The 14200-nt window shown below is 65.7% G+C and carries 12 protein-coding genes and 1 tRNA gene; 3 read left to right on the top strand and 10 right to left on the bottom strand.

Annotation, left to right across the window (positions count from 1 at the left end; genetic code table 11):
- Nucleotides 1-21: 21 nt before the first annotated feature.
- From UIB01_RS21185 to UIB01_RS21145, 9 genes are all read right to left on the bottom strand, one after another.
- Nucleotides 22-993 carry a serine/threonine-protein kinase gene (locus UIB01_RS21185; protein WP_038664964.1) on the bottom strand — a complete coding sequence of 324 codons (972 nt, stop codon included), beginning with the start codon at nt 991-993 and terminating at the stop codon, nt 22-24.
- Nucleotides 990-1721 (bottom strand): PP2C family protein-serine/threonine phosphatase, encoded by a 732-nt coding sequence (locus UIB01_RS21180; protein ID WP_038664961.1) that lies wholly within the window; start codon nt 1719-1721, stop codon nt 990-992. The genes UIB01_RS21185 and UIB01_RS21180 overlap by 4 nt, the downstream gene beginning before the upstream one ends.
- Nucleotides 1721-5260: a type VI secretion system membrane subunit TssM gene (gene tssM, locus UIB01_RS21175; RefSeq protein ID WP_038664959.1), complete on the bottom strand. Its 3540-nt coding sequence runs from the start codon at nt 5258-5260 to the stop codon at nt 1721-1723. The genes UIB01_RS21180 and tssM overlap by 1 nt, the downstream gene beginning before the upstream one ends.
- A gap of 1 nt (nt 5261) precedes the next feature.
- Entirely contained in the window at nt 5262-6143 is an 882-nt protein-coding gene (gene icmH, locus UIB01_RS21170; RefSeq protein WP_038664956.1) for a type IVB secretion system protein IcmH/DotU, read from the bottom strand.
- Between the two features lie 5 nt (nt 6144-6148).
- Nucleotides 6149-7480 carry a type VI secretion system baseplate subunit TssK gene (gene tssK, locus UIB01_RS21165; RefSeq protein ID WP_015278868.1) on the bottom strand — a complete coding sequence of 444 codons (1332 nt, stop codon included), beginning with the start codon at nt 7478-7480 and terminating at the stop codon, nt 6149-6151.
- Nucleotides 7481-7482: 2 nt separating this feature from the next.
- Nucleotides 7483-7965, bottom strand: coding sequence for a type VI secretion system lipoprotein TssJ (gene tssJ / locus UIB01_RS21160; protein WP_038664954.1), 483 nt, complete (start codon nt 7963-7965; stop codon nt 7483-7485).
- 4 nt (nt 7966-7969) lie between these two features.
- Nucleotides 7970-9166: a type VI secretion system-associated FHA domain protein TagH gene (gene tagH / locus UIB01_RS21155; protein WP_038664951.1), complete on the bottom strand. Its 1197-nt coding sequence runs from the start codon at nt 9164-9166 to the stop codon at nt 7970-7972.
- Nucleotides 9167-9186: 20 nt separating this feature from the next.
- Nucleotides 9187-9288: a type VI secretion protein gene (locus UIB01_RS21150; protein ID WP_373278835.1), complete on the bottom strand. Its 102-nt coding sequence runs from the start codon at nt 9286-9288 to the stop codon at nt 9187-9189.
- A gap of 345 nt (nt 9289-9633) precedes the next feature.
- A tRNA-Arg gene (locus tag UIB01_RS21145) sits at nt 9634-9710 on the bottom strand.
- Nucleotides 9711-9877: 167 nt separating this feature from the next.
- Here UIB01_RS21145 and UIB01_RS21140 point away from each other — a divergent pair.
- The gene (locus UIB01_RS21140) at nt 9878-10573 is read left to right on the top strand and encodes a cytochrome b/b6 domain-containing protein (RefSeq protein ID WP_038664948.1); all 696 of its coding nucleotides are present in this window, start codon (nt 9878-9880) and stop codon (nt 10571-10573) included.
- Nucleotides 10574-10609: 36 nt separating this feature from the next.
- Here the strand turns inward: UIB01_RS21140 and UIB01_RS21135 are convergent, their stop codons facing one another.
- A complete protein-coding gene (locus UIB01_RS21135) occupies nt 10610-11062 on the bottom strand; it encodes a c-type cytochrome (RefSeq protein ID WP_038664945.1) in 453 nt (150 codons plus the stop codon).
- Between the two features lie 313 nt (nt 11063-11375).
- Between UIB01_RS21135 and gabD the strand changes: the two genes are divergently transcribed.
- On the top strand, nt 11376-12824 hold the full coding sequence (gene gabD, locus UIB01_RS21130; protein WP_038664942.1) for an NADP-dependent succinate-semialdehyde dehydrogenase: 1449 nt from the start codon (nt 11376-11378) through the stop codon (nt 12822-12824).
- 162 nt (nt 12825-12986) lie between these two features.
- Nucleotides 12987-14192 carry an HDOD domain-containing protein gene (locus tag UIB01_RS21125; protein WP_038664939.1) on the top strand — a complete coding sequence of 402 codons (1206 nt, stop codon included), beginning with the start codon at nt 12987-12989 and terminating at the stop codon, nt 14190-14192.
- Nucleotides 14193-14200: the final 8 nt, after the last annotated feature.

The following is a 14200-nucleotide window of genomic DNA, read 5'->3' as shown; positions in this document are numbered from 1 at the left end:
TGGGCTGTCCTTGTCCTGATGTCATCCGTGGGAGTGGCCGAACCAGCGCTGCCAACGGCTCGGTGCGGGGCGGCTGAAGGCGTGCAACAGGCCCGCCGCATCGATGCTGCGCTGCGCTTCGTCGAATGCCAGCGCCAGACGCAGCGCCGGCCAGCAGTGCGCGGGCAGCTGCGGCGGCCGTTGCAGCGCGCGATCCAGCTCCATGGCCTTAGCCTGGCGGGCGCTGAGCCTGCGATAAGGGTGGCTGCCGCTGGCCAGTTCATAGAGCACGCAGGCCAGGGCGTACACATCCGCCGCCGCGGTCAGCTCGCCGCCGTCGAGCAGTTCCAGGGCTGCATAACGCGGCGTCCAGGCGGCGAAGCGCGTGCGGCACAGGCGCGGTAAACCGGGCAGCAGGCCTTCCAGCGGTTGGCCGAGGCCATAGTCGAACAGGCGCAGGCCGTCATCGGCGAGCATCACGTTGCTCGGTTTCAGGTCGCCATGCAGTACGCCCAGGCTATGGGAGTAGGTCAGCGCTTCCAGCAGTGGTAACGCGATGCCCTGCAGTTCGCTCCAAGGCATGCCCTGCAGGCGTTCGCAGAGCAGCTGGTCGAGGGTTGGCCCCTTGAGCAGCTCCAGGGTGATGAAGGCGCGCTGGCTGTTTGGGTCGATCTCGAAGTTGTACAGGCGCACCACATGCCGATGGCTGAGGCGTGTGGTCAGTGCGTACTCGCTGTAGAGCAGCGCGCTGGCATCGGGGTATTCGGCGAAATCCTCACTGAGCGTCTTCAGCGCTACGTAGGGTTCCGGATCGCCGAACTGTTCACGCAACAGGTCACGGGCGCGATAGACCGCACCCATGCCGCCGACGCCGAGCAGGCGTTCGATCCGGTAGCGGCCACCGAGCACGTCCGGCAGTTCGCCGACAGGCGTCTTCGGTTCCACCGGCACCGGCGTGGCCGCGGTGGACGCGAGCGCAAAATAGGTGAGATCGCAGGCGGGCTGGGCATTCATCGGCGGATCACCACGGCGCTGAGATTGTCTCGCGCCGGGCCCTTCAGTGCCTGGCGAAACAGCCGTTCCAGCGCCAGCTGCGTGGACGGCAGACTGAGTGCGGCGCCGAGCGCGTCGGCGGACATGCTCTGGTAGAGCCCATCGCTGCACAGCAGCAGCGTGTCGCCCGGGAATACGGCGAATTCGAGGATATCCAGCTCCAGCTTCTCGCTGGCGCCGATGGCGCGGGTCAACGCATGGGCGGCTGGGTGTTTGGCGGCTAGCTCGGGGCTGAGCTGCTGCTCGTCGATCAGTTGCTGCAACAGCGAGTGGTCGCGTGACAGCTGATAGAGACGGCCGCTGCGCCACAGGTAGCAGCGGCTGTCGCCGGCCCAGATGCACGCGGCGCGGTCACCTTCCATGAGCAGGGCGACCACGGTGCTGCCGATCACCGGATCGGGGCGTTCGGCGGTGACCGTCAGTTCCTGGCTGAGCCGGCGATTCAGCTCATGCAGGCAGCGCCGCAACGCCAGCAGCCGCTCTGGCAGATCGCCCGTAGTGGATAGATCGGCCAGCTGCTCAATGATCAGGCGACTGGCCAGAGCGCCGTTCTGGTGTCCGCCCATGCCGTCGGCCACGGCCCATAGCCCGGCCTGCGGCAGGTCGAGGAAGGCATCCTCGTTGCGCGCCCGCACCTTGCCGGTGTCGGTGCGCGCTGCGCTGCGCCAGCTGCATGCCGTTGCGTTCATCACAGCGTCGCCGGCAGCTTGAAGCCGCGCAGCAGCGCGAGGTCGAACGGATTCGGCGAGCGCTGCGCATGCAGCAGGTAGTTGGCGCGCAGGCCGCCGAGATCGGCCTTGAGCATCAACACGTCGCGGCCGCTGTGGTAGTCGACCTGCATCAGGTCGATCAGGCGGAACAGCGACCAGGGCCCGGTGTTCTTCTCGATACCCACGCGACGGCCGCCGAGTTCTTCGACCACCAGGCTGGTGCGTCCGTCGTCGGCTTCGGCCGGCCAGCGGAACGCGGTCTGCACGATCGGCCCGTGGCGGTATTCCATCTGCTGGTTGCCGAAGCGGAAGTCGGCACGACCCAGGCTTGAATCCAGCGAATAGGGCTCGAGTTTGAACAGGATCAGCGGCTCGTTGGGGTTCTCGGCGAAGAAGCTGCGGCGAATGGTCTGCGCGCGGCTCATCTGCGCGAGGAACTGCTCGGACAACGGCAGGCCGCGACCGTCGACGCGGCGTAACCGGTACTGGCCGGCGCTGCCGCTGACGAAGGGCTTGAGGTAGCGCTCGAAGAAGCTGTCCGCCAGGCCCTGGGCCTTGAAGAACTCGCGGAAGTCGGCGAGGGCGACGTCGCTGGCGCTGTGGGCGCTGAATGGGTAACGCTCGCGCAGCGAACCGCGGTAGCTGGCGTAGAGCTCGTTGCGATAGCGCTGGTTGAGGTAGTGATAGGCGTCGCTGAGCACCAGCGACCAGCTGTCCTCTGCCAGCAGACCAAGCCACTTGCCGACCGGTTGCGGCAGACGAGCAGCACTGCTGCGCAGCTGGTTGATGGCGTCGCGCTGACCGCCCATGCGCGCCTTGGCCATCTCGAATGCGGCCTGTTCCGGTGCGCTGGCGTGGGCCAGCGAGGCCAGTTGCAATTGCAGAGCATCAAGTGCCTGCAGGCTTGCCGTCAGCTCCGGGCCAGCCGCGCCGTTTTCGTCGAGCAGCTGGTGCAGCGGCGCGAAGCGGCGTTCGAGGGTCTTGCGTGCGGTGTCCGGTACGTTCTTCAGCAGAGCAGCTTGTGCCTGCTCCGCCGCGGCGGTGGCCAGCTTGGCCGCCTTGCCAAGCTTGCCACCAGCGTTCTGGGCAGCAACGGCCAGTTCGCCGGCCTCCACAGGCGCGTCCGCGAGACCAGCGAAGCGGGTGTTTTCGCGCACCGCCAGCAGTAGTTGCAGCAGCGGCGAGTTGGCAGCGGTGAGTCCGGCGAGCTGCGCGGCACCCTGCGCCGCACTGCCGGCCGGGAGGACGTTCAGCTGGGCGATTGCTTCGCTCCAGTGCGTGGCGTAGTCACGGAAGTACAGCTGCTCCATTTCCACCAGCAGGCGGCCCAGGTCCTTGGCACTGAGGCTGTCACCTTCGCCCAGCACCCAGTTGTCGCGCAGGATTTCGCTTACCAGCTCGGCGCCTTGGGCGACGAACAGCTTCTGATAGCCGCGCTGGGTGTAGAAGCCGGGAATCGCATAGTCGCCGCCGACTAACAGTGACGCTTGCGGGCCGAGCTGCGTGTTCAGTCGATAGTCTGGAAGGTTGCGTGCCTGATCGCGCAGCATGCGGTACACCACTGCCGCCAGCGATTCGCTGCGTAGCTGGGCGCGGGCCTTGGCCACCAGGTTGTCGTTCAGCTGATAGGGCGCGAACGACTTCTCCAGCAGGCGGGCAAAATGGGTGTTCAGGCCTTGCTGGGCAACCGCGTTGCCGCCATGACGCAGCGACCAGTCGGCGGCCAGCCAGTCCTTGAGGAAGGCCGCATCACGGCGCTCGGCAAGGTTCAACATGAGGTACGCGCGCAGGCTGCCGAGCAGCTGTTCGCGGTCGTTCAGGTTGGCGCGAATCTGCGCTTCCAGCTGCCGACCGACACGTGGCAGCAGCAGCGTTTCCAGATCGCGGCGGTAGGCGTCGTGCAATGTCGGGTCGACCGCCTCGCCCTGATACAGGCCACCACGGCGTAGCCAGGATACATCGTCCCTGGGCGGATAGACCTGAGTTGCCGCGTAGCTGCCATCCAGCACCTTGAGGGTACGCAGTGCTTCGTCTTCCGCCTCGATGGTCTTGCGTTCGCCGCCCAGCGTCTGGGCGATGCCGCGCAGTTGTTCGAGGCGCTCGTGGTTGCTGGAAAAGCTCAGTGCCCAGGCGCCGCCGAACAGCACCAGGCAACCGAAGGCGCCTGCATAAAGCGCGCGCTGGCCCCAGTCGATGCGGCGGACCTCGCGCTGGTCGAGGCCCGCCAGTTCGGCTTCGGGGAAGATCACCCGGCTGAGTAGTTGATTGATGAAGCGTGCACGACCGCTGCGGAAGGTCGGCAGTGCGCTGCTGGCCAGGCCAAGCTGGCGGCCGATGCCGGCAGTGAGCGGGTCGAGACCTTCGCGCAGTTGCGGCGCGCTGGTCAGGTAGAAGCCACGCAACTGGCTGGCACGCTGGTAGCGGTTGCCTGCAAACGCGAGTTCGATGAACAGGCTCAGGCGCTCGCCGATCTGCCCCAGCTGATGGGGAAAGTCGAGGATGCGGCCGCGGCGCTGGGTGTCACGTTCCTGGTGCATGCGCATGATCACCTGGCTGTTCAGCCGGCGCAGGAGTTCCTCGAACTCCTCGCGCACCACCTGCGCATCGCTGCCATTCTGCTCCTTACGGAAGCTTGCACCGAGCACCTGATCGCTTTCCTCGCGGGACAGCTGATCGAAGAACTCGTCGAAACCGAGAATCCGATCGGCCTTGCTCAGCACCAGATAGACGGGTGCATCGACGCCCAGGCGCTGGTGGATTTCATGCAGGCGCTGGCGGGCCTGACGGGCAAGGTTTTCCAACTCCAGTTCATTGCCGCCTAGCAGCTGATCCACCGGCAGGTTGACCAGCACGCCGTTGAGCGGTCGGGCACGGCGCTTGCGCAGCAAGCCGAGCAGGGTGTCCCAGGCGCTACCGTCGACGACGGCGTCGGACTGCGTCAGATAGCGGCCGGCGGTGTCGATTAGCACGGCATGATCGGCGAAGTACCAGTCGGCGTAGCGGGTACCGGAAACGTCCTTGGTCAGGCGCTGCTGTTCGCTGCGGTTGAGCGGGAAATCCAGGCCGGAGAAGTCCAGCAAGCTGGTCTTACCGCTGCCCTGCGGGCCGATCAGCAGGTACCAGGGCAGCTCGCTGCGCCATTTTTCGCTGCGCCCGCGGTAGAGGCTGGAGGTTTTCAGGGTGCGCAGCGCCTGCTTGAAGCGATGGCGCAGTTCCTGTTGCTCCTCGCCGATCAGACCGTCGCGGCGCAGCTGCTCCTGAACGTCCTGGTCCTCGGCGTCGCGCTTCTTGCGTGCGCTGGCGCGCCAGCTGGCGAAGACCATGGCCAGGCCCCAGCCGAGAAACAGCACGCTGATACTCAGCAGACGGCTGCTGGATGACTCCCAGAAACGGTGGTCATTCACCGCCAGCAGCGGCCCGACGAACCACACCAGAACCGCAAGCAGCAGGACCAGCAGCAGGCTCCAGACCCAGGTTCGGCGCAGCACGGCGCCGAGTTTGCCGAAGAACGTCTTCATCTCATTTCATCCCTGAAAAGGTGGAACCGCCGGCATCCATGTCCAGCGAGCGATAGGGTTGCAGCACGCTCTCGCGTTGTTCGCCCAGCACCCAGGCGAAACCGCCGTAGATCACCCCGAGGCACATCAGGGTGAACAGCGCGACCATCCACCAGGGCACGATGCGCACCAGGCGCCGACGGGTATCCTTCAGGCCCTCCCAGTGCGGCGACAGCTCGCGCGGTATGTCGCCACGCATCTGCCGGATCTGCCGGTAGAGGCTATCGCGCACTGCTTCCAGTTCGAGCATGCCGCGCGGCAGCACGCGGTACTTGCCCTCGAAACCGAGGGACAGGCACAGGTACATCAGTTCGAGCATCGGCAGGTGCTTGACCGGGTTGCGCGACAGCCGCTCGAGCAGCTGGAAGAACTTCTCGCCGCCGAAGGTCTCGTTGTGGAAGCTCGACAGCAGGCTCATCTGCGACCACTCGCTTTCGTTGCCCCAGGGCGTGGTCACCACGGCCTCATCGAGAGTGGTGCAGAGCACGTAGCGCGCTGCCATCACCTGGCTGCTTTCGGCGCCGTCATGCAGCGCGCGATGCTCGAACAGCTTGATCGCGCTGCTCAACTGGCCATGCAGGGCCTGCAGGTCTTCGCTTTCGAGGCTGTGCTTGAAGCGCACCACTTCCGACAGCAGCGGCGAGGCGGCAGCCACCAGCGGATTGAGGCTGATGTTGAAGGTTTCCGCCGGGCGCAGGCGCGCGGCGTAGATCATCCGCTCCTCCAGCTGCTCGAAGCGCGGCGGGGTGTCGAAGTCGGTCAGCGGGCTCTGTGCCGGCGCCTCTCCCGCTCGATTGACGATGACCGTGCGGTCGTCCTGTCCGTAATCCATTTCCTTGATCATGTCGCTCAGTCCCTGACCGCCCAGAATTTCAGTTCGAGCCCGGTGAAGTCACCGGACACATGGAAGGCAAAGCCGCCGGAGCGCTCCAGCTGCGCCTGGTCCTCGGCGCTGAGCTCCAGGGCGAAATAGGTCTTGCCGGCATGGAAGGGGATCTGCCGCGGCGCCACCGGTAGCGGCTTGAGGCGGATGCCCGGCAGATGCAGGTTGACCAGCTGGCGGATGCGCTCCACGGGGCCGATCTTCAGGTGCGCCGGCAGCCGCGTACGCAGGGTTTCCGAATCGCACTGGGCGCTGGCGGCGAGCACGAAGGACGCCGTGCCGAGCAGCTTGTGATCGTGCAGCGGCGATACCTGGATGCCGTACTGACGCTGCTGCAGCAACAGCTCGATGGCGTGCTGTTCGAGCACCATCGACAACACCTGGCGAATCGCGTCCATCAGCTTGCGGAAGCTCGCGCCCTGGTCGCTGTGTTGGTAACGACCGTCCAGGCGTGGGCGCTTGCTCTCGCTGGAGAAGGTCGCCAGTTCGCCGAGCAGGCCAAGCAGGTCGCGGTAGATCTGCTCCGGATGCACCTGCTCCACGCCCAGGTAGTGGCGCAGCACCGGTTCGTGACGGTTGATCAGCTGCAGCATCATGAAGTCGCCGACCTCCGCGCCACCGACCTTGCCGGTGGCGCTGATGCGCTCGGCGAGGGTATCGCCGCGGTGGGCGAGCATGCTGATCACTTCCTTCAGGCAGGACAGCAGGTAGCCGGAAGCCTGGAAGTTGACATAGGTGGGGATGAACTCGGGGTCGAGGCTGATGACCCCGTCCGGCGTGGTGTCCAGCACCTCGCACAGCTGCAGCTTCACGTAGGCCTGGTCGCTCTGCTGCTCGCCCAGCAGCAGGCGGAAATCCGGCAGGCCGGTGCTGACCTGGCTGGTGCTGCTGTCGCCGGCATTGGAATCGGCGACCTCCAGCTCATGGGCGGTGTAGCGCGCCAGCACGTCCTTCTGCTCGGGCCGGCGGGTTTCGATGTGGTTGCCGGTGACCAGCGGCAGTGCGAGATAGACCGGTGTGCTGCCGGTATTCGGCGGAATGTCCAGGGCCAGTGGCTCGCGTTCGCTGCCCAGCTCGAACAGGGTACCGTCCGGGAGGATGCCGCTGGCCTGGCTGAGTACCAGCTTGCCCATGTTGAGGAACTGGCGGTCGATCTCCAGGTTGAAGAACCCCCAGGCATAGCTGCCCAGCTTCTGGGTACGCGCCTTGAGTTGGTGATCGTAGTAGCGATCGCTCTGCTGGAAGTGCTGCGGACGCAGCAGCATGCCTTCCTGCCAGACAACCTTGTGCAGGCTCATGCTTATTTTCCTTCTTCGGCGAGCGGGTCGAACAGCGCGATGCCGCGCTCGTCCAGGCTCAGGGCGACACGGGTGCGTTCTTGCGGCGGCACGGCGATGACGTAGCGCCAGCTGGCTTCCGGTAGGTCGCGGTAGGCCGCCAGTACGCCGACATAGCGGCTGCCGTCCTGCACCGAGAGCTTCAGCTCGCGGCTTTCGCCGGGGCGCAGTTCCAGTTCCTCGGAGGTCACCAGGTCCGGCGCCAATGCTTCCTTGGGCCGCTGGTAGAGGGCGAAGAAGTCGCCGTTTTCGAACGCCACCGGATGCTTGAGCTCCAGCAGGCGCAGCACGATCGGCGACGGCCGTCCGTTGAGGTCGGGGTTGAGACGGTCGCTGCCGTGCAGCTCGAGGTCCAGCTTGGTCAGCTTGGAGTACGGCGACAGTGCCGAGCAGCCGCCCAGTACGAGCAGCGAGGCCAGCATGGCCAGGGTGATGCGACGAGGCATGGGATCATCCTTGATGGGTTGAATCGAGCGTGGCGATCAGGCGCACCTGCTCCTCATAGGTCTTCGCGAAGTCGCGGGCGAACAGGCGTTCGCTCCAGTCGGCATCCTGGCCGAGGCTGTGATGCAACCGGCGATAGGCGCGCCAGCGACTGCCGGCGGTGGCGATCAGCGGCTTGCGGCCTTCGCGTTCGAAACGCAGTGCCAGTTGCTCCGGCGCCAGCTGTTCGAACATGGCGTGAACGGCGGCGCGGCTGGCCGCCAGCAGTGCTACCTGATGCGCCTGCAGATCGCGGAAGGCGCGACCGATGGCCTGTTCGGCCGGCAGTTGGCCGGGCTTGCTAGCGCGCAGCAGGGCGCTCAGCGCCTCGCCCGCATCGGCGCTGTGCTTGAGTGGGTTGTTGCCGGCGCTCTGCACGGTGGTCAGCGCCAGGCGCAGCTCGTTCTTCAGCTCGCTACGGGTGCGCAGGCTCTGCTGCAGACCGCCGATGCTTTGCTTGAGCAGGCGGGCGGCATTCAGTGCCAGTGCTTGGCGCTGGTCCTCGTCCAGATCCTTGAGATCGACACCCAGCGCGTCGCCGAAACGCTCCCAGAAGCCGGCTGGCAGGCATTCGGGCTCTGGTTCGCGCTTGGGTTCGGTTGCCGCCGGCGGCATGACCAGCTCCGGCAGCGGCAGGCTTTCGGTGTCGATGCGTGCGTAGTCGCGCTGCTGGGCCTGGCGTTGCGGTGCCACCAGCGTCAGGTCAAGGTCGTCGACTTCGGCATAGATGCGCTCCTGCTGATCCATGGCGACCAGCGGATCGAGGTCGAGGAAGGCATCGTCGGGGATGATGGTGCCGGCCGGCTGCGGGCGGCCAATGTCGCCTTCGAACAAGGCCGGGTCCTGGATCAGTCGGGCGCGGATCTCGAAGTCGCCCAGGCAGTAGACGCTGCCGTGTTCGATGCGTTGCGGCTGGCCTTTGACCAGACTGGCGCCGCTGTCCTTGAGCTGGATGCCATTGCTGCTGGTATCGGTGAGAAAGAAGCCGCCGTCGCGGTAGCTGATCACCGCGTGACGCCCGGAGAGGACGCGCTTGCGATCCGGGATCACCCAATCGCAGCCTTCGGCCCGGCCGATCACGCCGCCGGCCTGCTTGAAGGTTTTGGTGGTCAGCAGCCCGGGCACGAATTGCTGGGCGCCTACCATATCGAAGACCAGTTCCATGGTCGTGTCGCTCCTTGCGGTTACTTGCCGCGATTCAAGGCTTGCGGGTCACCCAGCGGGCGATAGTGGTCATCGTCGAATTTGTAGTTGCCGGTGCAACCGGCGAGCAGCGCGGCGGCGATGAGCGAAACGAGGGCGTAATAGCGCACGGGCACGCGATTTCCTCCTTGAAGTCGTGTGTGGGGGCAGGGAGCGCATGGCGCGACCTGAGCGAGGCATTGAAGTTCAGTTCTCGTGCAGGCTCGGTGAACGGGTTCACAGAACACCCGACGGATGCGTCTAAAACGAGCGTGAGGTCAGGTTGAGGCGGCTCGGTGACGCCGCATGACAGGTTTGCCTTGCGCCGGCCGGTCGTAGCTGGCAGGCGATTTGGCGATCGCTGACAACGGACCTGTAGAAACGACAAAGCCCGCAGTGAGCGGGCTTTGTCGGAACGCTTCGAGCGGGACTCGAAACGACTAGCTATATGGCGCATCCGGCGGGATTCGAACCCACGACCCCTGCCTTCGGAGGGCAGTACTCTATCCAGCTGAGCTACGGATGCGTTGCGGGGCGCAATCATACGCATGTCATTGACGGGCGTCCATGCTGGTGCGGCCGGGCGGATGCGCCCAGGTGCGGCTTTTTCGCAGCTGCCTGGGGCCGGTCCGGCTGGTACCCTTGCGTGTCGCGGCCGGGGGTCGTGGTTGTTCGGATGGCGAGGGGAAGGGGATGTCGGGCCATATCAAACTCTGGGACGCGCCACTGCGGCTGTTTCACTGGTTGTTTGCCGGGGCGGTTATCGCGGCCATCGTCACGGGCTGGATCGGCGGCAGCCTGATGCCGTGGCATGGCCGACTTGGCCTGCTGGTGCTGGGCCTGCTGGTGTTCCGCCTGATCTGGGGCTTCGTTGGTTCGACCTACGCACGCTGGGCGCGGATCTTCGCTGCCACGGTTGGCGTGAAGGACTATCTACAGGGCAACTGGCGCGAAGCCGGGCACAACCCACTCGGCGCGTTCTCGGTGCTGGCGATGCTACTGCTGGTGGGCTTTCAGGTGACCAGTGGCTTGATGGCGACGGATGACATCGCCTTCCAGGGCCCGCTTTATGCACTGGTCAGCAGCGAAACCGGCAGCGCGCTGAGTGGCCTGCATCGGCAGGCGAAGTGGCTGCTGCTGGTGCTGATCGGCATGCACATCGCAGCCATCATCTATTACACGCTGGTGATGCGTCGTCCGCTGGTGCGCGCGATGATCGCGGGAAAGACGCAGCGCGAACACCCGACCCAGCAGGATGCCCGCGGTGGCTCGCTGTTCGCGGCGGTACTGGCGATTGCGCTGGGTGCGGCTTGTGTCTGGGGTGTGCAAGCGGTGGGGGAATGGCTGCGGCCTGAGCCGGCGGCGGTGGCGCCCAGCCTGGACTGGTAAGCCAGCCGACGGCAGGTGTCGGCTGGCTGCGCGCGATCAGTCGGCGCGGAACTTGTCGTGGCAGGACTTGCAGCTGCCGCCGACGTCGCCAAAGGCTTTCTTGATGGCGGCCTGATCGCCTTCTGCGGCGACTTTGGCGAGCTGGTTGGCGGCGACGGTGAAGTTGCGACCGATCTGCCCGGCTTCGTCGAGGTTCTGGAAGAACTCAGGCTTCAGGCGAGTCGCCTTGCCCAGCTGCTCGGTCGTGGTGTCCGGGCTGTACAGGCTGCCCATGCCGGAATTGGCGATGGCGGCGATGGCATTGGCGGCGGCGGCCACCTTGGCCTGATCGTAGGGCTCCTTGCCATCGACTACCTGGGCCTTGATCTTGCCCATGTTCCACGACATGAACTGGTAGCCGGCCTGGCGGGTTTCGACCATCTCTTCCGGCTTCATCTGCGCTTGGACGGCAGCGCTGGCCAGCAGGGCGGCGGCCACGGCGCCTGTCATCAATGCTTTCACGGTAACTCCTTATCGATCCTTGGTTGTCGGCGACTGGCGCCGCTCGCGCGCAACTATACCCCGGCCAGTAGCAGGGTTTGGGTAACAAGTCGTGACAGGCCGTGCGATGCATCAGGCTGGTCAATGGCGCGACAACGTCATGCGTCATGAGCTTGCCGGGCCAGTGGCTGCGGTCCTAGCATGGCCGTTCGCAGTGCAATGCGGCGACAGGAACCGGGCGGCGAAGGACGGTTCAGATGAGCGTCGTATCAGCCAAACTTTCCGCAGCGGGCCTGCCGCTACGATGCCCGAGGAGACTGCCATGCAACTCAAAGACACCGCTCTGTTCCGTCAGCAGGCCTATATCGATGGCGCCTGGGTCGATGCCGACAGCGGCCAGACCATCAGCGTGAACAACCCGGCCACCGGCGAGACGCTCGGCACGGTGCCGAAGATGGGCGCTGCGGAAACCCGCCGCGCCATCGATGCCGCCGAGCGGGCGCTGCCGGCCTGGCGTGATCTGACCGCCAAGGAGCGTTCGCAGAAGCTGCGTCGCTGGTTCGAGCTGCTGATGGAGAACCAAGACGACCTCGGCCGCCTGATGACGCTGGAGCAGGGCAAGCCGCTGGCCGAAGCCAAGGGCGAGATCGCCTACGCCGCCTCGTTCATCGAGTGGTTCGCCGAGGAAGCCAAGCGCATCTACGGCGACACCATTCCCGGGCACCAGAAAGACAAACGCATCATCGTCATCAAGCAGCCGATCGGCGTGACCGCGGCCATCACACCGTGGAATTTCCCGGCGGCGATGATCACCCGCAAGGCCGGCCCGGCGCTGGCGGCCGGCTGCACCATGGTGATCAAGCCCGCGTCACAGACGCCGTTCTCGGCACTGGCGATGGTCGAGCTGGCCGAACGCGCCGGCATTCCCAAGGGCGTGCTCAGTGTGGTCACGGGTTCGGCCGGCGACATCGGCAACGAGCTGACCGCCAACCCGAAGGTACGCAAGATATCCTTCACCGGCTCCACCGAGGTCGGCGCCAAGCTGATGGAGCAATGTGCGCCGGGGATCAAGAAGGTGTCTCTGGAGCTGGGCGGCAACGCGCCGTTCATTGTCTTCGACGATGCCGATCTGGACGAGGCGGTGAAGGGTGCCGTGCAGTCCAAGTACCGCAACGCCGGGCAGACCTGCGTCTGCGTCAATCGCATCTATGTGCAGGACGGCGTGTACGACGCCTTCGCCGAGAAATTCCAGGCGGCCGTGGCCAAGCTTCGGGTTGGCAATGGCCTGGAGGAGGGTACCGATCTCGGCCCGCTGATCGATGATCGCGCCGCCGCCAAGGTCCGCGAGCACATCGAGGATGCCGTCGCCCAAGGGGCGCGGCTGGTAGCGGGCGGCCAGGCCCATGCACTGGGCGGCAGCTATTTCGAGCCGACCGTGCTGATCAACGTGCCCGATAGCGCCAAGGTGGCCAAGGAAGAAACCTTCGGCCCGCTGGCGCCGCTGTTCCGCTTCAAGGACGAGGCCGACGCGATCGCCAAGGCCAATGACACCGAGTTCGGCCTGGCTTCCTATTTCTATGCGCGCGATCTGGGCCGGGTGTTCCGCGTCGCCGAGGCGCTGGAGTACGGCATGGTCGGTATCAATACCGGGCTGATCTCCACCGAGGTGGCGCCATTCGGCGGGGTGAAATCCTCTGGCCTCGGCCGCGAGGGCTCCAAGTACGGCATCGAGGATTACCTGGAGATCAAGTATCTCTGCATGGGGATCTGAGCCGAGCCACCTGCGACAGCTAGCCTCAGGGCCTGAGGCTGGCTGTTTGCCATCATTCCGTGCAAAATCGCGCCCCCACTGGCGCGATCCCTTCTCGTGAAGACCGTCGCCGCCTACCTATGCCGCTGCTAGGCTGTGGTGACATCTTCAACGAGTAGCGCAGTGAGCATCTCGGCCCAAGTCTCCTTCGTTCTGGTTGCCTACAACGAACCCTGGCGCGCGGATCAGCTTTGTCAGCTGGTGCGTGAATTGCGCCCTGGTATGCGTGTGCAGCCGGCGGCGGATGGACATGCTGCGCTGGAGCTGTGCAAACGACAGGTGCCCAGCCTGCTGATCGTAGATGGTGAACTGGATGGCCTCGATGGCCGCCAGCTGCTGCGCGAACTGCGCCGCTACGGTCCGACCCAGCGACTGCCCTGCGTGCTGATCAGTGCGCGTACCGATACCGCCAGCGTGCGCACCGTGCTCCCGCTGACGCCGGCTGCCTATCTCGGCAAACCCTACGATCTCGCAGACCTGCGCCAGCGGCTGGACAAGCTGCTGCCGCGATCGGCCGGATGGAGCGGCGCGTCCGTCGTTGCTGCTGTAGACGATCTCGATAGCTTTCTCGAGCGTATGCGTCCGTACAACCGTGGAGCGCCGCTGCTGGACGCGGTACTGACGGCGCTGCAACGCTTGCAGGGCGGCGATCAGGACTTCGCGGAACTCGAAGAACTGCTGTCGCACGATCCACAGGTCACGGCGAGGCTGATCAGCGTCGCCAGCAGCGATTCGCAACAGGCGAGTCCGTGTCTTAGCCTGGCGCAGGCGCAACGGCAGCTGGGTGCCGCGCGCAGCTTGCAACTGGTAACGGAGCTGGCCCTGCAGCACAACGCCAGGCTGGTGGAACCGCGTCTTGCCGAGCTGGCGGCGCAGCTGAGCGTCCAGGCGCTGCAGACGGCCCGCCTGGCGCAGTGGCTGGCGCGCCAGTTGAAGCTGGATGCCGAGCTTTGCTTCAGCGCCGGACTGCTGCAGAACATTGGCGAACTGGCGTTGTTGCGCAGCCTTCAGGAGTGGCTCGACAGCGGCGGTGTGCTGGATGAGTCACAGCTGCAGCGTTGCCTGCGCGAGCGTGCGGCGGGCTTCGGCTCGGCGCTGCGTGCGCAATGGGCGCTGCCGCTGGAGCTGCGCCAGGTGATCAGTGCGTACTACGCTCTGGGTGCCGGCGCGCTGCGCCGCGAAGCGCTGGTGCTCAATCTCACGCGATTGCTGATCGAGCTGCCCGGCGATGCCGAGCCGGCCAGCCTGGCTGGCGAGCGCACGGTTCGCCTGTTGCGTATTGACCCCGACTTGCTCGCCCGCGCCCCTCGTCACGCGGTTGGCGGCTGAAGCTTCGG

This window comes from Stutzerimonas decontaminans (assembly GCF_000661915.1).
Lineage (GTDB): Bacteria > Pseudomonadota > Gammaproteobacteria > Pseudomonadales > Pseudomonadaceae > Stutzerimonas > Stutzerimonas decontaminans.
Note: the sequence above shows the minus strand (reverse complement) of the source record. Positions and strands in the feature narration are given on the sequence as shown.

Bases quoted from the DNA above. Each gene is read 5' to 3' on its own strand.
- tssM (WP_038664959.1), bottom strand. From the start codon at position 5,260: ATGAAGACGTTCTTCGGCAAACTCGGCGCCGTGCTGCGCCGAACCTGG.
- UIB01_RS21135 (WP_038664945.1), bottom strand. From the start codon at position 11,062: ATGACAGGCGCCGTGGCCGCCGCCCTGCTGGCCAGCGCTGCCGTCCAA.
- tssK (WP_015278868.1), bottom strand. From the start codon at position 7,480: ATGAGCCTGCACAAGGTTGTCTGGCAGGAAGGCATGCTGCTGCGTCCG.
- icmH (WP_038664956.1), bottom strand. From the start codon at position 6,143: ATGATCAAGGAAATGGATTACGGACAGGACGACCGCACGGTCATCGTC.
- UIB01_RS21185 (WP_038664964.1), bottom strand. From the start codon at position 993: ATGAATGCCCAGCCCGCCTGCGATCTCACCTATTTTGCGCTCGCGTCC.
- UIB01_RS21180 (WP_038664961.1), bottom strand. From the start codon at position 1,721: ATGAACGCAACGGCATGCAGCTGGCGCAGCGCAGCGCGCACCGACACC.
- tssJ (WP_038664954.1), bottom strand. From the start codon at position 7,965: ATGCCTCGTCGCATCACCCTGGCCATGCTGGCCTCGCTGCTCGTACTG.
- UIB01_RS21140 (WP_038664948.1), top strand. From the start codon at position 9,878: ATGTCGGGCCATATCAAACTCTGGGACGCGCCACTGCGGCTGTTTCAC.
- tagH (WP_038664951.1), bottom strand. From the start codon at position 9,166: ATGGAACTGGTCTTCGATATGGTAGGCGCCCAGCAATTCGTGCCCGGG.
- gabD (WP_038664942.1), top strand. From the start codon at position 11,376: ATGCAACTCAAAGACACCGCTCTGTTCCGTCAGCAGGCCTATATCGAT.